The organism is Actinomadura meridiana, from assembly GCF_039537545.1.
GTDB classification, from domain to species: Bacteria; Actinomycetota; Actinomycetes; order Streptosporangiales; family Streptosporangiaceae; genus Spirillospora; species Spirillospora meridiana.
In genome coordinates this window covers 96,509-119,267 of the sequence record NZ_BAABAS010000021.1, presented here as the reverse complement: position 1 = coordinate 119,267, position 22,759 = coordinate 96,509, and the positions used below count along the sequence as shown (strand labels likewise).

Annotated in this window: 18 protein-coding genes and 1 CRISPR repeat array; of the genes, 5 read left to right on the top strand and 13 right to left on the bottom strand. The window is 68.0% G+C overall.

The window, feature by feature from the left end; all coding sequences use genetic code 11:
* Positions 1-9 precede the first annotated feature (9 nt).
* Complete coding sequence (locus ABD808_RS30380; protein ID WP_344903925.1) at positions 10-390, top strand: hypothetical protein; 381 nt, start codon at positions 10-12, stop codon at positions 388-390.
* Positions 391-581: 191 nt separating this feature from the next.
* A CRISPR array of direct repeats spans positions 582-855; the repeat unit is 30 nt; unit sequence CCGGTCCACCCCCACGGGCGTGGGGAGCAC.
* Positions 856-873: 18 nt separating this feature from the next.
* Here the strand turns inward: ABD808_RS30380 and ABD808_RS30375 are convergent.
* From ABD808_RS30375 to cas3, 7 genes are all read right to left on the bottom strand, one after another.
* A complete protein-coding gene (locus ABD808_RS30375) occupies positions 874-1,437 on the bottom strand; it encodes a type I-E CRISPR-associated endoribonuclease Cas2 (protein WP_344903922.1) in 564 nt (187 codons plus the stop codon).
* A complete protein-coding gene (gene cas6e / locus ABD808_RS30370) occupies positions 1,434-2,069 on the bottom strand; it encodes a type I-E CRISPR-associated protein Cas6/Cse3/CasE (RefSeq protein WP_344903919.1) in 636 nt (211 codons plus the stop codon). Before cas6e ends, ABD808_RS30375 begins: the two co-directional genes overlap by 4 nt.
* Positions 2,066-2,815, bottom strand: a complete 750-nt coding sequence (gene cas5e, locus ABD808_RS30365; RefSeq protein WP_344904568.1) for a type I-E CRISPR-associated protein Cas5/CasD — start codon at positions 2,813-2,815, stop codon at positions 2,066-2,068. Before cas5e ends, cas6e begins: the two co-directional genes overlap by 4 nt.
* Positions 2,815-3,969: a type I-E CRISPR-associated protein Cas7/Cse4/CasC gene (gene cas7e / locus ABD808_RS30360; RefSeq protein ID WP_344903914.1), complete on the bottom strand. Its 1,155-nt coding sequence runs from the start codon at positions 3,967-3,969 to the stop codon at positions 2,815-2,817. Before cas7e ends, cas5e begins: the two co-directional genes overlap by 1 nt.
* The gene (gene casB, locus ABD808_RS30355) at positions 3,966-4,619 is read right to left on the bottom strand and encodes a type I-E CRISPR-associated protein Cse2/CasB (protein ID WP_344903911.1); all 654 of its coding nucleotides are present in this window, start codon (positions 4,617-4,619) and stop codon (positions 3,966-3,968) included. Before casB ends, cas7e begins: the two co-directional genes overlap by 4 nt.
* Complete coding sequence (casA, locus tag ABD808_RS30350; protein ID WP_344903908.1) at positions 4,616-6,163, bottom strand: type I-E CRISPR-associated protein Cse1/CasA; 1,548 nt, start codon at positions 6,161-6,163, stop codon at positions 4,616-4,618. Before casA ends, casB begins: the two co-directional genes overlap by 4 nt.
* Positions 6,164-6,324: 161 nt before the next feature.
* Positions 6,325-9,258, bottom strand: coding sequence for a CRISPR-associated helicase Cas3' (gene cas3, locus ABD808_RS30345; protein ID WP_344903905.1), 2,934 nt, complete (start codon positions 9,256-9,258; stop codon positions 6,325-6,327).
* Positions 9,259-9,552: 294 nt separating this feature from the next.
* On the opposite strand from cas3, the gene ABD808_RS30340 reads away from it, so the two are divergent.
* Positions 9,553-9,999, top strand: a complete 447-nt coding sequence (locus tag ABD808_RS30340) for a peptidase inhibitor family I36 protein (RefSeq protein WP_344903903.1) — start codon at positions 9,553-9,555, stop codon at positions 9,997-9,999.
* Positions 10,000-10,043: 44 nt separating this feature from the next.
* Here ABD808_RS30340 and ABD808_RS30335 read toward each other — a convergent pair whose 3' ends face one another.
* Positions 10,044-11,018 (bottom strand): LysR family transcriptional regulator, encoded by a 975-nt coding sequence (locus ABD808_RS30335; protein WP_344903900.1) that lies wholly within the window; start codon positions 11,016-11,018, stop codon positions 10,044-10,046.
* A gap of 393 nt (positions 11,019-11,411) precedes the next feature.
* On the opposite strand from ABD808_RS30335, the gene ABD808_RS30330 reads away from it, so the two are divergent.
* Complete coding sequence (locus ABD808_RS30330) at positions 11,412-14,981, top strand: M28 family peptidase (protein WP_344903897.1); 3,570 nt, start codon at positions 11,412-11,414, stop codon at positions 14,979-14,981.
* A gap of 177 nt (positions 14,982-15,158) precedes the next feature.
* Entirely contained in the window at positions 15,159-16,448 is a 1,290-nt protein-coding gene (locus tag ABD808_RS30325) for a trypsin-like serine peptidase (RefSeq protein ID WP_344903893.1), read from the top strand.
* A gap of 172 nt (positions 16,449-16,620) precedes the next feature.
* Here ABD808_RS30325 and ABD808_RS30320 read toward each other — a convergent pair whose 3' ends face one another.
* From ABD808_RS30320 to ABD808_RS30305, 4 genes are all read right to left on the bottom strand, one after another.
* Complete coding sequence (locus tag ABD808_RS30320; protein WP_344903890.1) at positions 16,621-17,058, bottom strand: protein-tyrosine phosphatase family protein; 438 nt, start codon at positions 17,056-17,058, stop codon at positions 16,621-16,623.
* Positions 17,059-17,118: 60 nt separating this feature from the next.
* Positions 17,119-17,556: a hypothetical protein gene (locus tag ABD808_RS30315; RefSeq protein ID WP_344903887.1), complete on the bottom strand. Its 438-nt coding sequence runs from the start codon at positions 17,554-17,556 to the stop codon at positions 17,119-17,121.
* A 60-nt stretch (positions 17,557-17,616) separates the two neighbouring features.
* On the bottom strand, positions 17,617-18,072 hold the full coding sequence (locus ABD808_RS30310) for a glycine-rich domain-containing protein (RefSeq protein WP_344903884.1): 456 nt from the start codon (positions 18,070-18,072) through the stop codon (positions 17,617-17,619).
* 320 nt (positions 18,073-18,392) lie between these two features.
* Positions 18,393-18,668, bottom strand: a complete 276-nt coding sequence (locus tag ABD808_RS30305; RefSeq protein ID WP_344903881.1) for a hypothetical protein — start codon at positions 18,666-18,668, stop codon at positions 18,393-18,395.
* A 276-nt stretch (positions 18,669-18,944) separates the two neighbouring features.
* Between ABD808_RS30305 and ABD808_RS30300 the strand changes: the two genes are divergently transcribed.
* Positions 18,945-20,183, top strand: coding sequence for an XRE family transcriptional regulator (locus ABD808_RS30300; RefSeq protein WP_344903879.1), 1,239 nt, complete (start codon positions 18,945-18,947; stop codon positions 20,181-20,183).
* Positions 20,184-20,242: 59 nt separating this feature from the next.
* Here the strand turns inward: ABD808_RS30300 and ABD808_RS30295 are convergent, their stop codons facing one another.
* The gene (locus ABD808_RS30295) at positions 20,243-22,759 is read right to left on the bottom strand and encodes an ATP-dependent Clp protease ATP-binding subunit (protein ID WP_344903877.1); all 2,517 of its coding nucleotides are present in this window, start codon (positions 22,757-22,759) and stop codon (positions 20,243-20,245) included.

Here is a 22,759-nt window from a genome sequence, read left to right as displayed (position 1 = left end):
GGAGACGATATGCAGGCGCAGTCGGACGCCCAGCAGAGCGAACACGGCCGCATCTTCCGGGAAGCGTGGATCGCGGGAGTGCGCAAGCACTACCCGGGCGACCCCAAACCCGGATATATCGTCCCATGGGACGAGACCCCCAGGTGGGAACGCCAAGCCGCAAGCGCGGTCTACCGACAAGTGGCTGATTTCGTCACGGTTTCCGGCGGAGCAACAGCCAAGCTCACTCGCGAGCAGAAGGGCCGCTTTGTCGCACTGTGCTGGATAGCCCAAATTCACTATCACATCCCCGAGCCCAAACCGGCCTACGTCGCGGATTGGGACGCGCTTCCAGAGTGGCAACAGCAGACCGACATCGATATCTTCGAAGAGATCGAAAACCGCGCTTGATCTTCGCCGACGGCCAGATGAGGGCCTGACCTTTTCTTCATGTCCCGCCCGCCGCCGGTTGGGCGGTGGGCGGGACACAGGACGCGAGGCGGACTTCTGGGGCAGGGTCCGCCGTCCAGCGCCCTTCACACGGGCCGCCCCTCCCGCGCGGCGATCCCCTTACCCGGACGGCCCGATGGGAAATCCGGCGTTCGGTCCACCCCCACGGGCGTGGGGAGCACACCTGCCTGGCGTCGGGCGCCGCTGCGAGCACCGGCCCACCCCCACTGGCGTGGGGAGCACGCACGCAGCTCCTCGCCGTTGGCGTGGTACGCCGGTCCACCCCCACGGGCGTGGGGAGCACGACCGCTACCTACGGGCCCGCCGCAAGCACCCCGGTCCACCCCCACGGGCGTGGGGAGCACGGCTGGCCCAGCCAACCCGGGGACTTCTTCGCCGGTCCACCCCCACGGGCGTGGGGAGCACCCTTCGCGACCTGCGGCTTCACGAAGGAACATGAGGTTCTGGTGATTGGTTGGGTCGGGCTGGGTCGGCTGTTGGGTCTTCGGTGTTTTGGGGGAGGAAGCGGACGAGTTGGAGGCCGTCGAAGTCGGCGATGCGGCGGCGGCGTTCTCCGGCGGTCTTGACGGTGAAGCCTTGTTCGGTCGTTGCCGGGTGGACGAGGACGGCGGCGAGGCGCTGCTCGTCGTCCGCCCACGCTCGTGCCTGACGTTCCAGCCACGTGGTGGTGAGGGACGGTGGCAGGATGCCCGCATAGCTGCGAACGCCTCCCGCGCCGACGGCCACAAGGCTCGTGCCGTTCCGCGCGAAACTCGTGAGCGCGGGTTGAGTGATCGAGGTTCCCGGGCCGAGCAGGACGCAGCTCAAGGCAGCGGCGGGCAGGTAGACCCGTTCTGTGCCGCGTGGCGATTCGACCTGGGCGCAGATTCCGAGGTCGTCCTGGACGATCCGGACCGTCTCCAGGTAGAGGAACGACAGTGAGTCGGCGATGCGGGGCAGCATCGCGAGTGTCGGCGTGCCGAGGTCGCGGCGAGCGCGGGTGCTCATGCTGGGCCCGCCGGGGCGAGGCTGAGCATCCCGCAGCCGTGGGACTTGCCTCGTCCGATGCCCTCCAGGACGGCCGTGCGCAGTGCGTCGGGGGCGGTGACGACCGCGATGCCGTCAAAACGTCGGGCCGCGTGCAGGATCGGGTGACCGCCTTTGCGTCCGACGAGATCGGGGAGGGAGGTCGCCGTGGCGGTCCGCAGGACGAGTCCGGCTCGTGCGGCACGGTCGATCCACCATTGGTCCGCCGCCGGGCCGGTCAGCGCGGCGAGCTTGCCCTGATGTGGAGACGTCCGGCCGTGTCGCTTGGTCGGGTTGGCGACCAGCCTGTACCGGACGACCAGTCCCTTGTCCAAGAGCTCCAACAGTGGGTCGAGGCTGGTCACGGCAACGGTGCCGTAACCGGCGGGCAGCTTGTCCTCGGCGGGTCGGTGGGCCGTCTGGACGAGAAGCCGCGCCCCGCCCTGCGTCTGCTCGACCCGGTAGAGCACGCCTGCCTCGCGGCGGGCCTGCGCGCCGAGCCCGTCCGGGACGAGCAACATCACCCGGCGGTGCGCGCTGGCAGCGTCGCCGATGTCGCGGCGTACGGCATGGTGGCGGAGGTCGAGCGAAATCTGGGTCAGCCAGACGGTCACCGGGCCTCCTGGATGTAGTCGATCAGTGCGTCGTAGTAGGCGTTGGTGCTCTTCGCCCAGAGTTCCGTGGGGACGGGACGTGGGGCGACCGAGACCGTTCGGGTTCTGAACCGGCGGTCAAGGCGGGAGAACGTCTGCGGCACGTCGGTGAGCTGGGCGACCGATTCGGCGTCGTCGCGGGTCCCCTCGGTGACGAAGTCGAGTTCGTGGGGGGCGTCCGGCCTGGGTGGACGGGACGCCACGGGCACACGGTCCAGCAGGTGCTCGACGGGGTCGTCGACCTCGGCGCGCAGAAGAATCGGCTGGTCAGGCGGGCACGAACGGCGACCGAGGTACACGGGCCAGTACGGTGACTCCAGGGCCTGTGCGACGGCGCCGGTGCGTTCTTCCGGGCCCTCGACGGCGACGACGAAGACCGCGTCCGACCGGTAGTAGCGGTTGGTGAGGATCGTTTCGGAGCCGGGCTGCCGCCGCTTGCCCTCCGCGGTGGGCACGGTCAGTTCCCGTGGGTATCCGCCGCCAATGGTGTGGTAATCCCGCATGACGACGCCAGGCCGGTCGATCCGGACGGTAAGCCGCAAAGGGTCGTAGTCGTGCAACGGCGCGCCGCGCGGGCGTCCCTCTGCGGCGGCGAACATCCCGATCAATCCGGATCGGGTCGGGAACCGGAGTGTGTCCCGGTGCCCGAACACGCTGTGTTCACCCCAGGATTGCAGCGGACCGGCCAGGCGTAGGAGCAGTCCCATCACGCCCGCACTTCGGGGAAGGCGGCCCGAACCGCCGACGAGATCAGTTCCGGGTAGGAGTCGGTCGCGGTGCCGAGCCCGGTGAGCGGTTTTTCCTCCACGCCCGCATAGCCGTCGAAGACGATTCCGCCGGTCCCCCACAGTCGGCGAATCTTGGTGCTGTGGTCGGCGAGCCGACGGAAGGACGGGACCGCCCAGCCCTCGGCCTCGGCGCGGACCGGGCTCTCGAACGCCGGGGCCAGCGAGATCGGACGGTCGGACCGTACGGCCAGATACACCAGGTCGGGCAGGCTGTTCGCGGCGGTGGAGTTCTGCTTGCCGCTGGGAAGTGCGGACAGGAACGCGGCCAGGAACGAGCCGGTGAGCCGGGCGGCATACTCCAGGTCGTCCGCCGACGGGCCGGACACCTTGTCACCTGCCAGGCCGCGCGTTAGCCCGGCGATGTCGAGGCAGGCGTAACGGTAGAAGACGCCCGCGCTGAATTCGGCGCTGTTCATGTGACCGCTGCCGTGCTGGTCGGCCTTGTTGAGGTCGTCGACGGCGGTGAAGAAGTCGATCTCGGGGTCGGTGCCGTGGGTCGTGAAGGCGTGGGCGAACTGGACGTTGCCGTCGACGCCCGCGCCAGGGATCTCGGCGAGCATGCGGCCGAACAGGGTGATGCTGGCGTTCCGCTCGGTGATGAGCTCGTTGAGCCGGTCCTTGGGCAGGACGGCGTCGGGCTTCTTCTTCCCGGCCTCGGCGGCGATCGCGTCCCGGTGCTCCGCGGCGAGGTCGGCGAGATCGTCCAAGGCGCTGATCGGCAGGTAGAACAGGGCGGCGCTGCTGCCGTCCTTCTCGCCCTTGAGACCTGTCTCCTTCTCACCTGCCGAGCGAAGGATCTGCCTGCCTGCGGCGTCCGCGAGTTCCTTCGGCCAGCCGCGTTTCTGGAGGCGCTCGCTGACATGGCCGGGCACCCGCCGGGTCCGCGCGGCGGGCTCGCCGAGCTGGTCTTCGACCATCAGCCGCACCGGACGCTTCCACGCCTGGCTGGACACGCGCGTACGCGGCGTCCCCCCGTAGACCAGGGTCTTCGGCGAACCGAGATCATCCCGGTTGACGTTGTTGTAGGGAAGCGTCTGGAGGACGTGGACGTCTATGTACTTGGGGGTCATCATTGGCCCTCGCTCTTGTCGATCGGTGGGGAATTCTCGTCGGTCGGCTTCAGCCGGAAGTACGTGCGGTAGTAGTCCTGGAGCCATTCTTTGGCGACGTAGTCCGCGTCGGTGCCCCAACGAGACAGGTCGAAGGTGAGCCGCGACCAATCGACTGGGACACGGATCGTCTTCAGTTGGGAGACGATCCGCGGCAACTGGCGGTGGAGCCCGTCGACCCGCTGGCGGCAGAGCAGGTGCAGGCGGGCCTCGACCGTGTCGAACTTCAGCGGCGAACCGGGTAGCGCAACGGCTCGTCCGAGCGTCGCGCCGAGGCTCTGTGACTCCGGTTCTTCGACGCCGGTCGCAGCGTCCGGCTCCGTTTCGCCGTCTGGGACGTCGTCGTCCGAGTCTTCGTCCTGGGACTGGCGGGGCTGCGCCGCGATCAGCGCCGCCACCGCGTAGAAGGCGCGCTCGACGGCCTCGTCGCCTCCCGGTGGAATGTGGCGGGAGACGAGCGCGATGGCGTGGCGAGACTGCGGGTGCTCGGGGGTCCGGCCGACGGAACGGCGCAGAGCCGCCCGGTTTCCGGGACTCTTGGCGACCTGGGCGCTGACGCTCTCGACGAGCTTGTCCGCCGCCACGGCGACTCGCCTTCTTTCATCCGGTTTCATGATTCGTCCCTCGGGGTGGACTCGTTGAGCGCTCGGTAGATGAAGCCGCGGGCGCGCTCGATGGAGCGCTTCGCTCGCGGACGGTGCCCGGCGGGCTCGGTGACCTCGTCGAACACGGCGGTCGCGGTATTGACGAAACCGCGTGCCGCGTCGTCGAAGTCGCGGTGGCGGAGACGGCGCCAGAACACGGCCTCGGCCCGCGGCCAGTACCGTCCGGCGGCGGCCGAGGGCCAAGGGCCCTGCCCGATATCGCTCTCCCGGCGGACCGGGCGGCCGTCGCCGTTGGACGGGTCGTTGATCGCTACCCAGGCGTTACGCAAGGCCCGTTGGAGGTGCCATTCGGCGCGTTCGGCAGCGTCCCGGGCTCGGCTCAGCGCACCGGCGGTCTCGTGGTCGCCGAACAGGGTGCCGAGCACCGCCGGGGTCGTCGAGGTGAACCATTGCTGATCGCGTGTCTGACCGTCCTGGTGGAACCCGTAGGCGCGGACACGGAGCCCGTCGCGGATGTCGAACGGCAGGCACTCGGCCGCGTACCCGAAGACGGCGGGCCGTCTGCTCCCGCCGCCGCGGACACCGACGTCGTTGAGGAGAAGTGCGTCCAGGTCGCGCCACAGATCGCGCGCCGAGTCGGCGCGGCGCGCGTAGAACTCGCCCTCCTTGTTCGCCTGGTAGACGAGATACGGATCGTTGACCTCTGGGTGCGGTTGGCGCCAGCCCCACGTGAAGTAGGCGTCGACGACCTTCTTCCGGTCGGGGTCTGGTTCCAGGAGCAGAGCGTGCCGGAACAACCCGGTCAGGACGCCGCCGACCCCGACAGGCTCCGGTGGCACGCCGAGAGGGTCTTTCGGTAGTTCGTCATGCTCCCAGGGCGCGCGGTCGTCGCCATTCGTCCGCCCGAGGAAAGGGATTCCGATGACCAGCGACTCGAACAGGTTCCGGCCCAGCGGATGGAAGGAGATCACCCGACGCAACGGTCCAGCGGTCGTGTTCGCGTACTTCTTGCCGTTGACGGTTCGAGCAGTACACCGTCCCGAGGGCCCGTAGAAGAGCTGCGCCACGAGGTGGAACATGGCCGTCGTCAGGTCCAGCGGGCTGGCTTCGCCGTCGTGATGGTGGTCGAGCCAGACCTGGTTGTTCCCGGCCGGGCGCTCCAGCGTCAGCTTGTTGATACCCGACCGGCTGTCGCACTCGGCCGTCAACCGGGGGTCCTGAAGCCACGGCCGCTCTGGATGGAACAGGTCGAAACGGGCGCGGTAGCGGTCGAAGTACGCTGCCACCGCGCCGGGATCGAAGGCACCCCGCTCGAGCACGTCGTCTCGCCGGTCGAACCACTCGTCGGCGCCGCCGTCCTGCACGTCCAGCCCGGTGATGCGCGCCGCGAGTACGGTCAGGATGCGCCGGAAGCCAGCCGCTGCGGGCGGTACCGGTATGTCGATATCGAGCAGCTCATGTGCGCGATCCATCAGTTCGCGCAGGCCGACGCCATCAGACGGGTAGACCGGGATCAGTTCGTCAGTGGCCAGGTCGGACCCGGTGGAAACCATGACGTCCTTCTGAAAGTGGCGGACATAACGGTGCGGCGAAGCTCGCCACGACAAGGCGGAGCGATCTGGTTGCGTTCCCCGCCACGGTGAGGTCACAGAAAAAGCATCGAATGCACTGCAACCTTAGACACCCAGGTTGCAGTGGAATGGCAATTCCTGCATCAGCAGGTTAGACGCACGAGCCCCAACTCTGGCGACAGAACGAAGGAATTGGTCCCGAGTTCAGCTGGCCGCACTCGGCCATCAACGCCAACGGGATGTCTCAGCAAGAGGACGTCACGTAGATGGGCGTTCTCGCGCCATGCGACCGGGGGCAGGTCCTTGTCGTCCGGCCCTCGCACCCACGCGGCAGGGACGGGGATGACCCGCGCGAGAAGCGTTCTCACTTCGATCTTGGTGAACCGTCCTTTGTCCAAGCTCCCCCGTCCAGGGAGTTCGGCCGTCAGCGACGGATCGAGGAACATTTCCCCTGAGTGGGCCTGATAGCAGCAGATCACCCGCGCCGAATCGGCGCCGAGTCTGGTCCGGATAACCTGCTCGTCGATATCCGCGCTCGTCAGCGCATGAAGACTCTTGACATCGGCGGGCTCCGGAATGGCGACCTGCTGCGATATGAAGGTCTTGACCTGCTCGTCGGCGATGCGCTCGACATCGTCATCGGCCATACCGCGGTCTGGATCGAGGAAGTCCTCATCGTAGACGGTGTCGACGAGCGGCTGAATCTCGTCGGGGATCTGGATCGACCGAGCACCACGCTTCGTTAACTCCTCCCTGGTGCGGCGCAGAAGCGCGGCCGGATAGACGAATGGCCACGAATCCGGGACGGCAGGACGCCCGTCCGCCGAGACCGGCGACAAAACGGCCAGCCGGGCACGTGACGCCCAAGTCGGACGGGGATTGTGCAGATGTCGCCAACATCGGCCGGCACGTTGCAGAAGCAACGCGATCGGCGCGAGGTCGCTGATGAGAAAGTCGAAATCCAGGTCGATCGACTGTTCCACGACCTGAGTCGCAACAAGAATCGCACCAGTCGTCGGACGTTTGCCGCTCTCCTTCCCTTCCTTACCGAAACGATCGACGACCGCACGGGTGATCTCGGCCCGGTCTTCGGCAGGGAAGCGTGAGTGCAGTATCTGAAGCTGCGGCCGCTGTGAGCTGCCCGCAAAGATCTTCCCCAGCCATTCTTGAAGGCTCTCGAAAGTCTGCTGCGCCTCCGCCACGGTGTTGCAGATGATTCCCACGCACCCCGAGTTGGTCTCGACCAACGGCTTCAGGAGCTCTTGAAGGGCGACGCTCCGATCGGCTCGGCGGTCCTTCCCGATCGGAACCTCATGAACTTCCACGTCCAGCGACCGCGGCTCGGTGGTCAAAGCCTTGGCCGTGACTCGTCCACCCCCGGCGTCCGCGTACAGCCAACCCGGATAGCCCGCCGTCACCTCGATCGGCGAGCGGTGCCCCGCGCCGAGAAGGTACGCCTCGGCCAAGCGGCGACCGATCTGCCGTGGGAGCGTGGCCGACAACAAAACGACCGGCACGCCCATCCGCCCGAGCCAGGTCAGCAGACGACGCAGGAGCCCTTGCATGTAGGCGTCGTAGGCGTGGACCTCGTCGATGACGATGACCTTGCCCGACAAACCCATCAGCCGCAGCATGTTGTGCTTGCCGCACAGCGCGGCGAGCAGCGCCTGGTCGATCGTGCCAACAGAAAAGGGGGCCAGGACACCGCGGTTCCGCGCCTGGAGCCAGTCAGTGGCGGCGGTCCACGCACCGCGCGCGTCTTCCCCGGTCAAGATCTCAGGATCGGGCTCGCCGCTCGGCGAAACGTCCCGCGAGTACACCGGATTGAGCCACGCCATACTGTGCAACAAGGTCAACGGCGCCGGGTCGATCGCACGGCGCATCCCGTAATCCATCACGCGCTCGTAGATCTGATCGGCCGTCGCCATCGTCGGGAGCCCCACGAAGATCCCCGGCACACCGCAGGCCTCGCCCATGACCCGGGCCGAGTGCAGCGCGATCTCCGTCTTGCCGTCCCCCATGGGCGCCGTGATCAGCAGCAGACCGGGGCGCTCCCCGACCAGCGCGGGAAGTGCATCGGCCAGTGACCGCTGGAGATAGTTCGGTTCAAACGGAAACTCGTCCCCGAACGAGCCAGGTTGGAGCCTGAGCCGCCCCAGCCCAGCCTCTGTCAGCAACCCCGGCACCTGGCGGGTGCTCACCACCAGATGCGCCTTCAGGGAAGCCGCGTCGCCGACCTTCGGCCGATCCTTGAGCCGCCCCTTGACGAAGAAGTCCTGGCTGACAAGCCAGTCCGCTAGGACCACCAGCCCGCACACCAACCCGGCAACGTCAGCGCTCATACGCTTCGCAGGTGGCCCCGGCTTACCGAGAACAGAATGGAGCGCACCGAAGATAGCGCGGCGCTGCTGCTCCCACTTACCACGTCCCAGCGACGGGACGTACACCAGCGGATCACACACGTCCTGCTTCAACTGGAAGAACCGGCCGTGATGCCCACCCAGAAGCTGAGCGACCATGAACGCCTCGTCACGCACGCCCCGCGCAAGATAGCCGACCTCCCGCAAAGCCAGCCCGAGCCACAGATGCACCGCTTGGTCGTGACTGATCCGCTCCCCGGGAACGTCCATGTACCCCGTTAACCCGGAGAAGGCGTCATCCGCCTGAGACTGGAACGTGAAGGTGACCTTGCCGACGTCGTGAAGCGCCGCCCAGAACATCAAAATCCGCCGGGCCTGCTCGTCACCGACACCGAGCCCAGCAGCGATGTGTCGTCGTCCGCCGGGACTGACGTAGAGGTCCCACAACACACCCATAGCCGCAGCCGCGTCCAGAAGATGACACACCACCGGATAGGGCCCAGGCAGACCACGATGCTTGCCCCACAGCGCCAGATCGACACCAGGCCCCTCGGACGAATTCCCCGTCATGATCTCGTTCCCCAGGTAGTCCGTGACCCACGATGAACCGACCGTAACGACGAGGACTGACAATCTGGCACGACCACCCGAGAGTAGGCTCAACCCATGCGACGGCAGTCGGCGACGGAACTCTACGACGCCAAGCAAAAACTCCATGCGCACTTGTGAACCAGCAGGTCACAAAGTGTGCTCCCCACGCCCGTGGGGGTGGTCCGCCGAGCACGGCCACGACGGTCATTCCCGCCGCGTGCTCCCCACGCCCGTGGGGGTGGTCCGCTGGCGCCGTGCCTCGTGGGTCGCTTCATGCTGCATAGCGAACGCCTCTCCGTGTCGGACGAGCCGCCCTGCTTCGGCCGTACGGGCAGGCCAGGGTCTTGTTTCTTGGCGTTGGGGAAGCGCGCCCGGGGCCGGGTAGCGCCTTGACTCGCCGACGCTACTCTCCGTGTAAGGATGATTGCTCAACGTCATGGTGGCGTTGAGGAATGGAGAGCGATGGTTGTGGCGAAGTCTCGTCTGCTTGTTGCGGGGGTTCTGGCCGTGGGGGGCGCTGTGGTGGGGCCGGGGGTGTCCGCGCAGGCCGTGGCGTTGCCGCCTGGGGTTGTGCAGCTTCGTGATTCGGAGGTGTGTCCGATGAATTCGCTGTGCCTCTATCGGGACTACGGGCGGCGGGGGCCCGCCTACGCGGTTGGGGCCGGGTACTCCGTCTCGCTCAAGGATCTGCCGGTGGGGGCGGGGACCGCCGCCAACAACGTGTCCTCGTGGGTGAACAACACCAACTCCATGGCCGTGCTCGTTGATGAGCAGGCCGCGCAGGCTCGGGGGCTCGGGGCTCATGTGTCGTTGGAGGAGCCAGCGGCGAGCAACGACACCGTCGATCTGATCCAGTGGGCCGTCTGATCCGTGACGTCCGGCCGGGCCCGAGGGGTCCGGCCGGACGGGTTTCAGGTGGTGGGAATGTCTAGGGTTTGGGGGCGGGCGTCGGGGTTTTCGGAGAGCCAGGGGAGGATTGTGGTGTTGCGGTCGACTATGGGTTTGTAGAGGTCGTGGTAGGTGCGGTGGAGGGTGTCTATTTCGCTGGTGGGCATGGTGGTGGTGCGCCAGCGGAGGACGCGGTAGGAGTCGGTGTCGCGGCCGCTTAGGGCTACGACGGTTATGCCCTCGGACGGGACCCAGGTCGGGGAGGCCAGGGCTATGGCGAAGCCCGCGGCCACGAAGCCGACCATGCTGTTGAAGTCGACCTCCGCGTAGCGGAAGCGGGGGGTGAAACCGGCGGATTCGCAGGCGGTGCGGAGCATGGCCGTGCCGCCGTCGTCGCCGCCCTGTGGGGGGATCCAGGTTTCGCCTGCCAGGTCTGTGAGGCTTATGCGGCTTCGGGAGGCCAGGGGGTGGGCTGAAGCCAGGGCTATGCCGCAGGGTTCGATCGTGATTATGCGTTCGGTGGTGCCGGGCGGGCAGGGCGGGGCGTGGTGGTCAGCTACTCGGCCCATGAAGACTACGTCTACGTGGTCGTTTGCCAGGAGGTGCGTTAGGACGGCGCCGGAGTAGTCGAGGCTGGTGCTGACGGTTCGGTGTGGGAGGGCGGTTTCCAGGCTGCGGAGCCATTCGCCCAGGAGGATGTGCGGGTGCGTGCCTAGGCGGATGCCGCTGGTGGTTCCGTTTCCGGGGACGGTGGCGAGCAGGTCGTCCATGTCGGCGAGGACGCCGCGGGCGCGGGCCAGGACATAGCGTCCGAGCGACGTCGGTGTTATGCCCTGCGGGCCGCGGACGAAGAGGGGTCCGCCGAACGCCTTCTCGATGCGGCGGAGCTGGTTGCTGAGCGTGGGCTGGGAAACTCCCAGGCTGGCGGCGGCGCGCGTGATGCTGCCGGTCTCGGCCAGCTGGCACAACACTCGTAAATGCCGCAGTTCCACCTGCATAGCCGTGAAGCTATGCCCAAGTGGCAGGGCCCGCAAGCGAATCGCAGATGTCACCCTCATTTTCGCAAGGCACGACAAACCGTCCATCCGCCCAGCGCCCCGCCCCCTGAAATCTCCTGCCCCCCTGCCCGTTCGCTCCCTGCCCCCTACTGAGTGTCGGGCTGCCCCAAGCAGGCGTGCCCCCGCCGCGGTGTACATCGTCGTGCCCTGCGGCCGCCCCGTCCCCCCGCGGGGCGGTTCCACCCCCCTCAGTGGAGGCATGCGGAAGTGAAACGCAAACCCCTCTTGGTGACCCTTTTGGTCACCGCGCTCGTGGCGAGCGGTCTTGTACCGCTCGTTCTCAGAGCGGCGCCCAGCGCGCGCGGGTCCAGTCCGGATCCGAAGACCGCCGCTGTGGTCTCGGCGGAAAGGCTGGTAGCCGGACGGGTCTCCGAGCTGTACCCCAGCAAGGGCGACAAGTACGTCCGGACCCAGGTCGTGGGCACACCGTTCAACCTGAACTACGTCGCCTACGAGCGGACGTACCGTGACCTGCCGGTCGTCGGTGGAGACTTCGTGGTCGCCACGGACGACCAGGGTCACGTGCGCACGCTGTCGGTGGCGCAGAAGCAGGCCATCAAGGTCGGCGTCACGCCGAAGGTCAGTGCGGCCGCTGCCGCGAAGGCCTCGCGCAAGGCGCTGACAAAGCCGGACGGCAAGAAGCTGAAGCCCCGTCTGGTGGTGCACGCGCTGCCCAAGCCGCGACTGGCTTGGGAGACGACCGTTTCGGGGCGTGACGGCAAGCAGCCGAGCCTGAAGAAGGTCTATGTCGATGCGTTGACCGGCAAGCGGTTCGACGAGAAGGAACTCGTCCTCGCGGGCACCGGCAACGGTATCTGGGAAGGGTCCAACCTTCAGATCGGAACGACCCAATCCGGTGGCCAGTACACGATGCAGGACCCGCAGCGGCCCGGCATCCAGTGCGCCAACTACAGCGGCAGGCAGGTCTACTCCGGGCCGGACGACGTGTGGGGCAGCACGTCCGCGACAGACCGGGAAGCTGGCTGCGTCGACGTCATGTACGCCGCCGCGGGCGAGTGGGATCTGCTGAAGTCGTTCGGACGCACCGGTCTGAGCAACGGCAGGTGGGTCTCGGCGTACGTCGGGCTGAACGACGTCAACGCCTACTGGATCAACGGCGAGACGCAGTTCGGGTACAACACCCGCAACCAGTGGATCACCGCGACCGACGTCGTGGCGCACGAGTTCGGCCACGCACTGGACAACTTCACCCCCGGTGGAATGTCCGGCGGCGGGACGCAGGAGTTCGTCGGCGACGTGTGGGGGGCCTCGACCGAGGCGTTCCTCAACAATCCGGCGGACACCCCCGACTACACCGTCGGTGAGGAGATCAACCTGACCGGCTCCGGGCCGATCCGCTCCATGTACCAGCCGTCGAACGTGTCGGGTCACCCGAACTGCTACTCGTCGTCGGTGCCGAACATGGAGGTGCACGCGGCGGCCGGGCCGGGGAACCACTGGTTCTACCTGCTCGCCGAGGGCAGCAACCCGGGCGGCGGCAAGCCGTCCAGCCCGATCTGCTCGGGCGGTCCCTCCTCGGTGACGGGGATCGGCGTCATGAACGCGGCGAAGATCTTCTACAACGCGATGATGCTGAAGACGTCCAGCACCAGCTACGCCCGGTACCGGGTGCTGACGCTCCAGTCCGCGAAGAACCTGGACCCGTCATGCAACTGGTACAAGACGGTGAAGGACGCCTGGAGCGCGGTGTCGATGCCGGCGCAGTCCGGTGAGCCGACCTGCACACCGACCGGCAACGACTTCTCCATGTCGGTGTCGCCGTCGACGGGTTCGGTGAAGGCGGGCGCTTCGGTGCAGGCGACGGTCTCGACGACCGTTTCGGGTGGTTCCTCGGAGCCGGTCGACCTGTCCGCGTCGGTGTCCCCGTCCAACAGTGGGCTGAGCGCCAGCTTCAACCCGGCGCGGGTCCAGTCGGGCAACACCTCGACCCTCACGGTCACGGCGAACGACACGGCGAAGACCGGGGCGTTCACGGTGACTGTGACCGGGAAGGGCGCGACGAAGACCCACACCGCGACCTACACGGTCAACGTCGATGGCAACGGCAACCCCGGTGGTAACGAACCACCAGACGTCAACGTCGAGAACGTCAAGGCGCACCTCCAGCAGCTTCAGAGCATCGCGCAGCAGAACGGCGGTACCCGTTACGCCACGGGTGGCGGTTACACCGCGTCGGTCTCCTACTTGGAGCAGAAGCTGAAGGACGCCGGGTTCACCGTGACCCGGCAGGCGTGCACGTCGGGCTGCACGGCGGGTTCGGGTCCCAACCTGATCGCCGACTGGCCGGGCGGTGACGCGGGCAGCGTCTACATGTTCGGCGCCCACCTCGACAGCGTCCGGGCCGGGCCCGGCATCAACGACAACGGCAGCGGCTCGGCCGCGCTGCTGGAGACCGCGCTCACGCTCGCGCAGAAGAAGCCCACGATGACGAACCACGTCCGGTTCGGGTGGTGGACGGACGAAGAGGCGGGCCTGCACGGCTCCCAGTTCTACGTCAACAACCTGTCCCAGACCGAGCGGTCGAAGATCAAGGGCTACTTCAACTTCGACATGGTCGGCTCGCCGAACGCGGGCTACTTCATCGACGGCGTCAACTCGCAGCTGTCGACCAACCTGAAGGGATACTTCGACTCCATCGGCATCGCGCCGGACGAGATGAGCGAGTGCTGTAGCGACGACGGTCCGTTCCGGAACGCCGGGATCAGCACGTCGTTCCTGTCCACCGGCGCCTCGGCGATCATGACGTCGACGCAGGCGCAGAAGTGGGGCGGCCAGGCCGGAGTGGCCTACGACCGCTGCTACCACTCGTCCTGCGACAGCTACCCGAGCAACATCAACACGACGGCCCTGGACCGCAGCACGGACGCCATCGCGTACGCGCTGTGGAAGACCTCCGTCGGGCAGTCGACGCCCACGGACGACTTCTCCATCACCGCCAACCCGGCGAACGGGAGCGTCCAACCCGGGCAGTCGGCCACGGCGACCATCGGGACGAATGTGACCGCGGGCGCCGCCCAGTCCGTCGACCTGACGGCGACGGTGACGCCTGGTGGGCCGAAGGTCACCTTCTCTCCCGCGTCCGTCCAGGCCGGGAGCACGTCCACGATGACGGTCGCCACGACGGCCGACACCGCGCCCGGCGACTACGCCGTGACGGTCACCGGTTCCGGGAAGTCCGCCACGCACACCGCGAACTACGTTCTGCGGGTGCAAGGCTCCGGTACCGACGACTTCTCGGTGTCGGTGGACCCGAACAACGGGACCGTCGAGGCCGGCAAGTCGGCGCAGGCCACCGTCCGCACCGCCCTCACCCAGGGGACGGCGCAGCAGGTGGCCCTGTCGGCGACGGTGTCACCGGGTGGCGTGACCGCCACCATCAACCCGGGTGAGGTGAAGACGGGCGGCTCGGCCACCCTGACGCTGGCCACCACCGGCAGCACGCCCGAGGGCAGCTACACGGTGACGGTCACCGGCAAGGGCTCGGTCAGCCGGACGGCGACCTACACCCTGTCGGTCACCAAGACCGACGACGGCCACACGGCCAGCAGCGACACCCCCTACCCGATCCGCGACTACACCTGGACGGTCAGCCCGATCCAGGTCTCCATCGAGGGTCAGGCGGCCAGCTCCGTCTCGGTGTCGGTCGACGCGCAGCACACCTGCTCGGAGGACGTGCAGGTCTGGCTCGTCGCACCGTCCGGGCAGCAGTTCGTCATCAAGCCGAAGGGAGTCGGCCAGTACCAGTGCACGCCGTGGAACGGCCCGCGGACGTTCCAGGTCCCGGGTGTCTACTCCTCGGCGGCAGGCAACTGGTCGCTGTACATGTACGACTACGGCCCCGGTGACATCGGGACCCTCAACGGATGGAGCATCACTCTCTAACCGGTCACTCTGACGTGCCCGGCCCGGCCCCGCTCCCAGGGGGTCGGGCCGGACGCACCCCGTTCGTCCCCGCCCCCGCCTTTTCCCGACTTCCGCTCCCCGCTCCCCCAGCTCCCCCGCCATTTCCGTCCCCCCGCCCATTGCAAGCGCAGCTCAACCCCCCAGAGGTGGTGCGCAATGTCCAGACGGTCACGCATCCTGTCGGCGGCTATCCCGCTGGCCGTCGCCCTGATCCTGCCCGCCGCGACGGCGTCGGCGGCTCCGGCACGGCCCGAGCCGCGGACCCACGCCAAGGCACAGGCCGAAACGCAGGCCAAGGCCCAGGCGCAGGCCCGTCCCGATGCTGATTCCCGTCCTAAGCCCGATGTGGCTGGTGAGCGCCAGGCCGAGAACGCCGCGCTCCGGTACGCCGCTGACAGCCGAACCTCCCGGCTGACGATCAGCGAGCCCGGTTCCAGCTACATCAAGGTGCACTTCGCGTCCGTGAGGCTGCTCCCCAGCGACCGCGTCACGGTCGCCAGTCCTTCCGGACGCGAAGTGCACACCTACTACGGCGATCCCACGGTCGCCAAGCATTCCGGCGACTCTCTTTACACCGTCCATGGCGGGACGGGTTTCGCCTCCATGTCGATCGACGGAGACACCGCCGTCGTCACGCTGCACTCGTCCGCGAAGCGAAGCGATGCCGCCGCCCTTACCCGGCAGGGTTATGGGGCTCGGATCGACTACTACTTCCGTGGTTTCAGTAAGGCCGAGTACGCGGCCGCCAATCCGCGCGCGTTCAGCGTGTGCGGAACCGACGCTCGACGTGACGTCACCTGCTACAAGGAAAGCCATCCGACTGAGTACGCCAAGTCCCGCGCGGTCGCCCGGCAGCTTCTGAACGGTCTCGGGCACTGCACCGCCTGGCGGGTCGGCGACACCAACCGCATGCTCACCAACCAGCACTGCGTGGAGAACGCGACCGACCTGCGCGGTAGCGAGTTCCAGTTCGACTATGAGTGCGCTACCTGCGGAGGCAACAACCCGAGGCCGGGTACGAAGGTCAGTGGGGCCGAGCTGCTCAAGTTGAGCCCGCTGGCCGATCTGGACTACGCGCTGGTCTCGGTGAACAACTTCGAGAGCATCCAGCAGTACGGGACGCTCTACCTGGAGACCCGCGAACCCACCGCCAACGAGCGCATCTACATCCCCGGACACGGCGACGCCCAGCCGAAGCGCCTCTCCCTCTACGAGGAGGGCGACACCTACTGCAAGATCAGTGTGGCGTCGTCCGGGGTGAACACCGGATATCTGTGCGACACGTCCGGAGGAAGCTCGGGGTCGCCGGTGCTGGCCGCGTCCTCACACAAGGTCATCGCCCTGCACCATCTCGGCGGCTGCCCCAACTGGGGAACCCGGATCAGCCTCGTCTACAAGGAGATCTCCGGCCTGATCGACAACGACCCGGGCACCGCGCGGGTCTGAGTCGCGATCGTCCTCCGTCCGGGACGGCTCTCCTCCCGTGGGTCCCGGACGGGGGCGCGGTCCGGCGACTCTCGGCGGGGAGGACCGCCGGACCCCTCCGGTGCCGCACCGGCCGTGACCCCTGGCCCACGCGCCGGTGCGGTACCGCGACGGCCGTTTCAGCGAAGGCCGTTCAGCGGGGGAAGGCGGTTACCCAGCGGCGTTGCCACGGTGTTTCCACGGCCCGGGGGTGGTGGTGCTCGCGCGTCCACGCGACGGCGTCGGACGGATCCACCCCGGACAGCACGGCCAGACACGCGATGACGGTTCCGGTGCGGCCAACCCCGCCGCCGCAGGCGACCTCGACGGCGGCGCCGGAACGGGCGCGGGAATGCAGGTCGCGGATGAGGTGGACGGCCTCGTCCCGGTCGCGGGGCAGCAGGAAGTCGGGCCAGTCGATCCAGGCGAAGTCCCAGCTCAGCACAGGTTCGTGACGGCGGCGAAGGCGGCCTGATCCCAGGTAGAGGCCGAAGTCGGGGGCGGCCCCCTCCGGCGTCGGACGGCGCAGCCCCCGCCCCCGGACCGAGGTGCCGTCCGGTAGCTCGATCGCGCCGGTGAGCATGACCGTCATCGCGTCGCCTCCCGGCGTCGGGCTCGGTGGTTGGCCAGGTGGGCAGATTTTCCGGCGTGCTCAGTGGCAGTGCTCGGACGTCCCTATGATGCCCCACGACACCATAGACGGGCCTTTGACCCACAGGCCCTTCGCCAGGTCGTTGCCGCTCCGCAGGTCGTGGAGCGCCATGCGTTCCTGGCTCTCGTCGGTGATCCAGTCCGGGACGGGTGTGAGTGCCTCTGCTCGGGCCCGCGTCCACTCCTGCATGGACCAGGCCGCCGCCTCCTCTGGGGTCGAACAGGTCAGGCGGATCAGCCGCGGGTTCTTCCGCAGCCACCCCCGCACCATCGACGGGGTGATGTCGGCTTGGTCGTCGTGACGAAGCTTGTCGTCTCCCCAATCCTTGCCGTTACCGCGCCAGGAGTAGCAGTGCCAGTGCAGGCCCTTCTCCCTCCACACGGTCGGCTCTTTGGCGTACATGGCTTCATAGTCGAAGGGAGGCACGGTGACGGTCATGCGCGCATCTTTCCACGGGATGGGCCCCGTCCGAAGCCGGACGGGGCCCACAGATCCGGATCAGGATGGGACCTTGTTGTCGCACCCACCGCAAGCGTTCTCGCAGTTGGTGGCCTCGATCATCGCCCACAGTTCTTCGTCGATCTCGTACCCGAGGTCGCGGAGTGCGGCGGCCGACGCGCGGACGTTCGCGCCACCATCGGTGGCACCGTCGGCAGGGGTGTGGTGAAGGTAGTGCCCGGCGAGCCGGTCGCACAGCGCGATGTAGTCGGCGGTGTGCAGGATCAGCATGTGCCATGTCACATCGATCACCCTGGGTGGGTAGATCGTCGTTCCCCGGTGAGTCGCGATCGCGTGGAGCATCGTGAGGGACTGTGTCAGGGACCGCTCCGCCATTTCGGCAGGCATGGAGTGTTCGACGGCGGCGCGGGAGGCAACGCGGTCGAACAGTTCGGGCGAGATCAGTTCTCGCAACGCGGGGACGGGTGGCGCCGTCCGATCGGTCGTGACGGTCATCTGTACCTCCTGGCGCGCAGAGGGGGGCGCCGCAGCTTGGGCGCGCGCCGTCAACCCAGGCTGCGGAGTCTCAGTGCCGATTCAGAGAGGGGTTTCCTCCGGAGCGGGGGGATGGTGGAGTTGTGTCCGTCGTCGACATACCCGGCGGGCCACTGGGTCTAGCCGGAATGGGCGAGGTGGCGCGACGGGCGGGAGTTGATCTATTGGGGGCACCCACCCGCCGCGCCTGCGTACAGCCGTGCGACATCGGTCGCTGCCGGTCATACGCTCAGGGGTGGACGTGGCGGACCTGCCAGAAACAGCGCCATGCCCACGTTTGGTCATTGGTCGCCTTCGCCCGCCTCGCGAAGCGCAGCGCGCAACTGGTCAGGGGTGTCGGCGTCGAAGTCGCTCGGCACCGGCTTGAAACGCCGTCCGAAGTCGTCGCGTTGGACGTCCCGCATCGCCCACCAGCGGCGCTTGTCAGTATGGATGAACGACCAGCCGGGGAATTCGTCGCGCAGGGCGGCCTTGATCTCCTGCGAGCCGGAGAGCCGCTCCAGTTCTCGCCCGGCGGACTGCTGGCCGGCGCTGTGGCAGGCATCCGCCGGGCTCACTGTGCGCACCTCCCACCTTTCTCGCGGAGGCCGGTGGCCGCCTCGGCGTCGAGGTAGGTCTCCATCCGGGTAGGAGCGTGCATCGTGGGCTCCCTTGCTCGTGGCGTTTAGGTCACGGTCAGTCAAGTCCCGTGTGAGCGGACGCTTGTAGGCGGATACTGCGGAATGAAGCCGGAGCCTTCGATCTCTGGCCGAGCGGATGGGGTGCACCGTGATCGACGAAGAGGACCGTCCCATCTGGGCGATCCGACTGAAACGTGAACGAGAGTCCCGTGGATGGTCCAAACCGAGGACGGCCCACGCCTTATGGGAAGCCTCTGGGGTGCGTTACCCAGTAAGACGCAGGTGTGTTCCCTAGCGCGCCAGATCCGCTCGTACGAAAAGGGCGGCCATTTCCCGCGTGACTGGGCAGATGCGTATGCGGAGGCGTTCGGGAAGTCTCCGGCCGAACTGTTCCACACGATCGGGGCAAATGTCGACAATGTGGGTATCGTGGAAGGCGAAGCCACTTCCAACTTCGGAGATGATGAGGTGAAACGACGCGCGGCACTGCAACTCATCACCGCCCTCACAGCGGGGGCCGCGATCCCACCTGGCAGCCTGGAGCACGCGCTTTCCGGCATCGACGCCGCACTCGGCAACCCTCTCGACCTCGATGAATGGGACCGCACCGTCCACGAGTACGGGCAACGGTTCGGTACCACTCCACCAGGGACCTTCACCGCAGCCCTGACCGCCGACATCGTGGCCGTCGGGGACCTGCTGAACCGGCGCCTTCCCGACAGTGATCGGGCTGGGCTGCTCCGTGTCGCGGCCGGACTGTCCGGCCTCCTGGCGATCGACCTGGGAGACACCGGAGACTGGCGTGCCGCCCGCATCACGTGGGCCACCGCGCGCCGCGCCGCCGATGGTTCTGGCGACCAAGCCCTGCGCGTGTGGGTCCGAGGTCGCGCCGCTCAGGACGCCTTCTGGGCCGGACGTCCGGTATCCGTCACCGACGACCTCGCAGGCGAGGCTCTCGCGATCAACGGTGGCGCGCTGTTCCCGGGCGCCGCATGCGCCTTGGCCGCACGCGCCTATGCGGCCGCGGATCAGGGCGACACCGCCACGGCGGACGATGCTCTCTCCGAGTTGGAGGCGCTGTGCGAGGGGTTGCCTTCGGCCGTTGGGCGCTCGGTGCTGGGATTCCGTGAGCCGCAACTACGCTGGGCCGAATCGTACGTCCGCACCTGCACCCAAGATGTCCGAGCGGCTACCGCGGTTGGCCGGGCGCTCGCGCTGTACCCGTCTCAGTCGCGCGGCGCGGTGGGGAACCTGAAGCTCATGCAGGCATCCGTGCTAGTAGAGCAACGCGAGGTCAACGTGGGCTTGGAGCAGGCGATCACGGCGTTCCACGCTTCACCCGCGACCACGTTCCGATCGTCACTGGCCGGTCGGATACTGCGGACGCTGCCAGGCGAGGCGAGGGCGCTACCGGCCGCTCGGGAACTCCGTGCGATCACGGCAGGTGTGTGACCCGAGCACGTGATCCGGTACCCCGCGAGCCGTGGCGCCTGTCCTGTTTCCGAGCGGGATCACGCGAACTCGGGTGTGCTGGGACGAAACTCGAGGCCGCCGTTCAGCGCGGACACCTCCACGCGGCTACCGTGCCGCAGTTCGCCGGACAGCAGCAGGTCGGAGAGCGGGTCGTCCACCTCCCGCTGGATCGTGCGGCGCAGCGGCCGCGCCCCGAACTCGGGCTGGTAGCCGCGCTCGGCGATCCAGTCGACCGCCTCGGTGGTGAAGGTGACGTCCACGTCCTGCGCGTGCAGGCGGCGGCGCGTCTCGTCCAGCAGCAGGTCGGTGATCTGGCGGAGCTGATCCGCCGCCAGCCGCTGGAACACGATGATCTCGTCGATCCGGTTGAGGAACTCGGGCCGGAACGACTCGCGCAGCCGCCGCATGATCCGGTCGCTGAGCGCGGAGTTCTCGCCCTCCCCCGGCGTCCCGAAACCGACCTCGGTCCGGCCGGTGATCAGCTCGGAGCCGAGGTTGCTCGTCATGATCACGACGGTGTTGCGGAAGTCGACGGTGCGGCCCTGCGCGTCGGTGAGGCGTCCGTCGTCCAGGAGCTGGAGCAGGACGTTGAAGACGTCCTGGTGCGCCTTCTCGATCTCGTCCAGCAGGATCACCGAGTACGGACGGCGCCGGACCGCGTCGGTGAGTTGCCCCGCCTCCTCGTATCCGACGTATCCGGGCGGCGCGCCCATCAGCCGGCTCACCGTGTGCCGCTCCTGGAACTCGCTCATGTCGAACCTGATCAGCCGGTCGCGGCTGCCGAACAGCGCCTCCGCGAGCGCCTTGGCCAGCTCGGTCTTCCCGACGCCGGTCGGGCCGAGGAACAGGAACCCGCCGATCGGACGGTCCGGGTCGCCGAGCCCCGCGCGGGATCGCCGGACGGCCCGCGCCACCGCCGCCACCGCGTCCTCCTGCCCGATCACGCGCCCGTGCAACTGCTCTTCGAGACGGGTCAGCCGTTCCCGTTCGGCTTGCGTGAGCTGCGTGACGGGGACGCCGGAGATCCGCGAGACGACCTCCGCGATGTCCTCCGTGGTGACCTCGGGAACCGTGGTCGGGCCGTCGTCCTCGCGGGTCTCCGCGAGATCCCGTTCCAGGCCGCCGATCTCGTCGCGCAGCCGGGACGCCTTCTCGTAGTCCTCGTCCGCGACGGCCTGGTCCTTCTCCCTGTGCCGCCGGTCGAGCCGACGCTCCAACTCACGGCGGCCGCCGTCGCGCGTCCCGAAGCGGAGCCTGACCCGCGCGCCCGCCTGGTCGATCAGGTCGATCGCCTTGTCGGGCAGGAACCGGTCGGTCAGGTAGCGGCTCGACAGGTCCACGGCCGCGATCAGCGCCTCGTCGGTGAACCGCACCTGGTGGTGCGCCTCGTAGCGGTCCCGCAGGCCGCGCAGGATCTCGATGCTGTCGTCCGTGCTCGGCTCCGGCACCAGGATCGGCTGGAAACGGCGTTCCAGCGCGGCGTCCTTCTCGATGTTGCGGCGGTACTCGTCGATGGTCGTCGCGCCGACGACGTGCAGTTCCCCGCGTGACAGCGGCGGTTTCAGCATGTTTCCCGCCGTCACCGAGCCTTCCGCGCCGCCCGCGCCGACGATCGTGTGGATCTCGTCGATGAACACCACCAGCTCGTCGCTGTGCTCGCGGATCTCGTCGACGACCTTCTTCATCCGTTCCTCGAAGTCGCCCCGGTAGCGCGTTCCGGCGACGACACCGCCGAGGTCGAGCTGGACGATCCGTTTCCCGCGCAGCGTCTCCGGCACGTCGTCGTCCACGATCCGCTGCGCGAGCCCCTCGGCGATCGCGGTCTTCCCGACCCCCGGGTCGCCGATCAGCACCGGATTGTTCTTGGTGCGCCGCGACAGCACCTCGATGGTCTCCTCGATGACGTCCTCGCGGCCGATGACCGGGTCGATCCGGCCCTCCCTGGCGAGGGCGGTCAGGTCGCGGCCGAACTCGTCCAGCGTCGGCGTCCCGGACGGCTGCCCGCCACCCGGACCACCGCCGGGCGGCTGCTGCCCGCCACCGCCCGCCGCCTGCTGCAACGAGTCCGGCGTGACGTGCTCGTGGTCGAGGATCCGGCCCGCGATGGACTCGCGGTCCAGCGCCAGCGCGAACAGCAGATGCTCGGGCCCGATATAGGACGATCCGAGCGCGCGCGACACCTGGTGCGAGTCGAGCAGCGCCCGCTTCGCCGACGGCGTCAGCTCCGGCGGGGTGTCCCGCGGATCGCCCCGGTGCGCGTGCTCCTCGATCTCACCCCTGATCTTGTCGGGGTCGGCGCCCGCGCGGGCCATCCACTGGCGCGTCCCCTGCTGCCGCGTCGCCGCCCACAGCAGATGGTCGGTGTCCAGGTCGACGCTGCCCCACTGCGCGGCCTGCGCGGCGGCGTCCCGCACCAGCTCCCGCGCGGGCTCGCTCATCAGCCGCGCGATGCTGATCCGCTCCACCGGACGACGCTGCGCCCGCGCCCCGAAGAACCGGGCGAGCATCTCTTCGAACGGGTCCATGCCGCCGGATCCGTGCCAATCCGAGGTCAT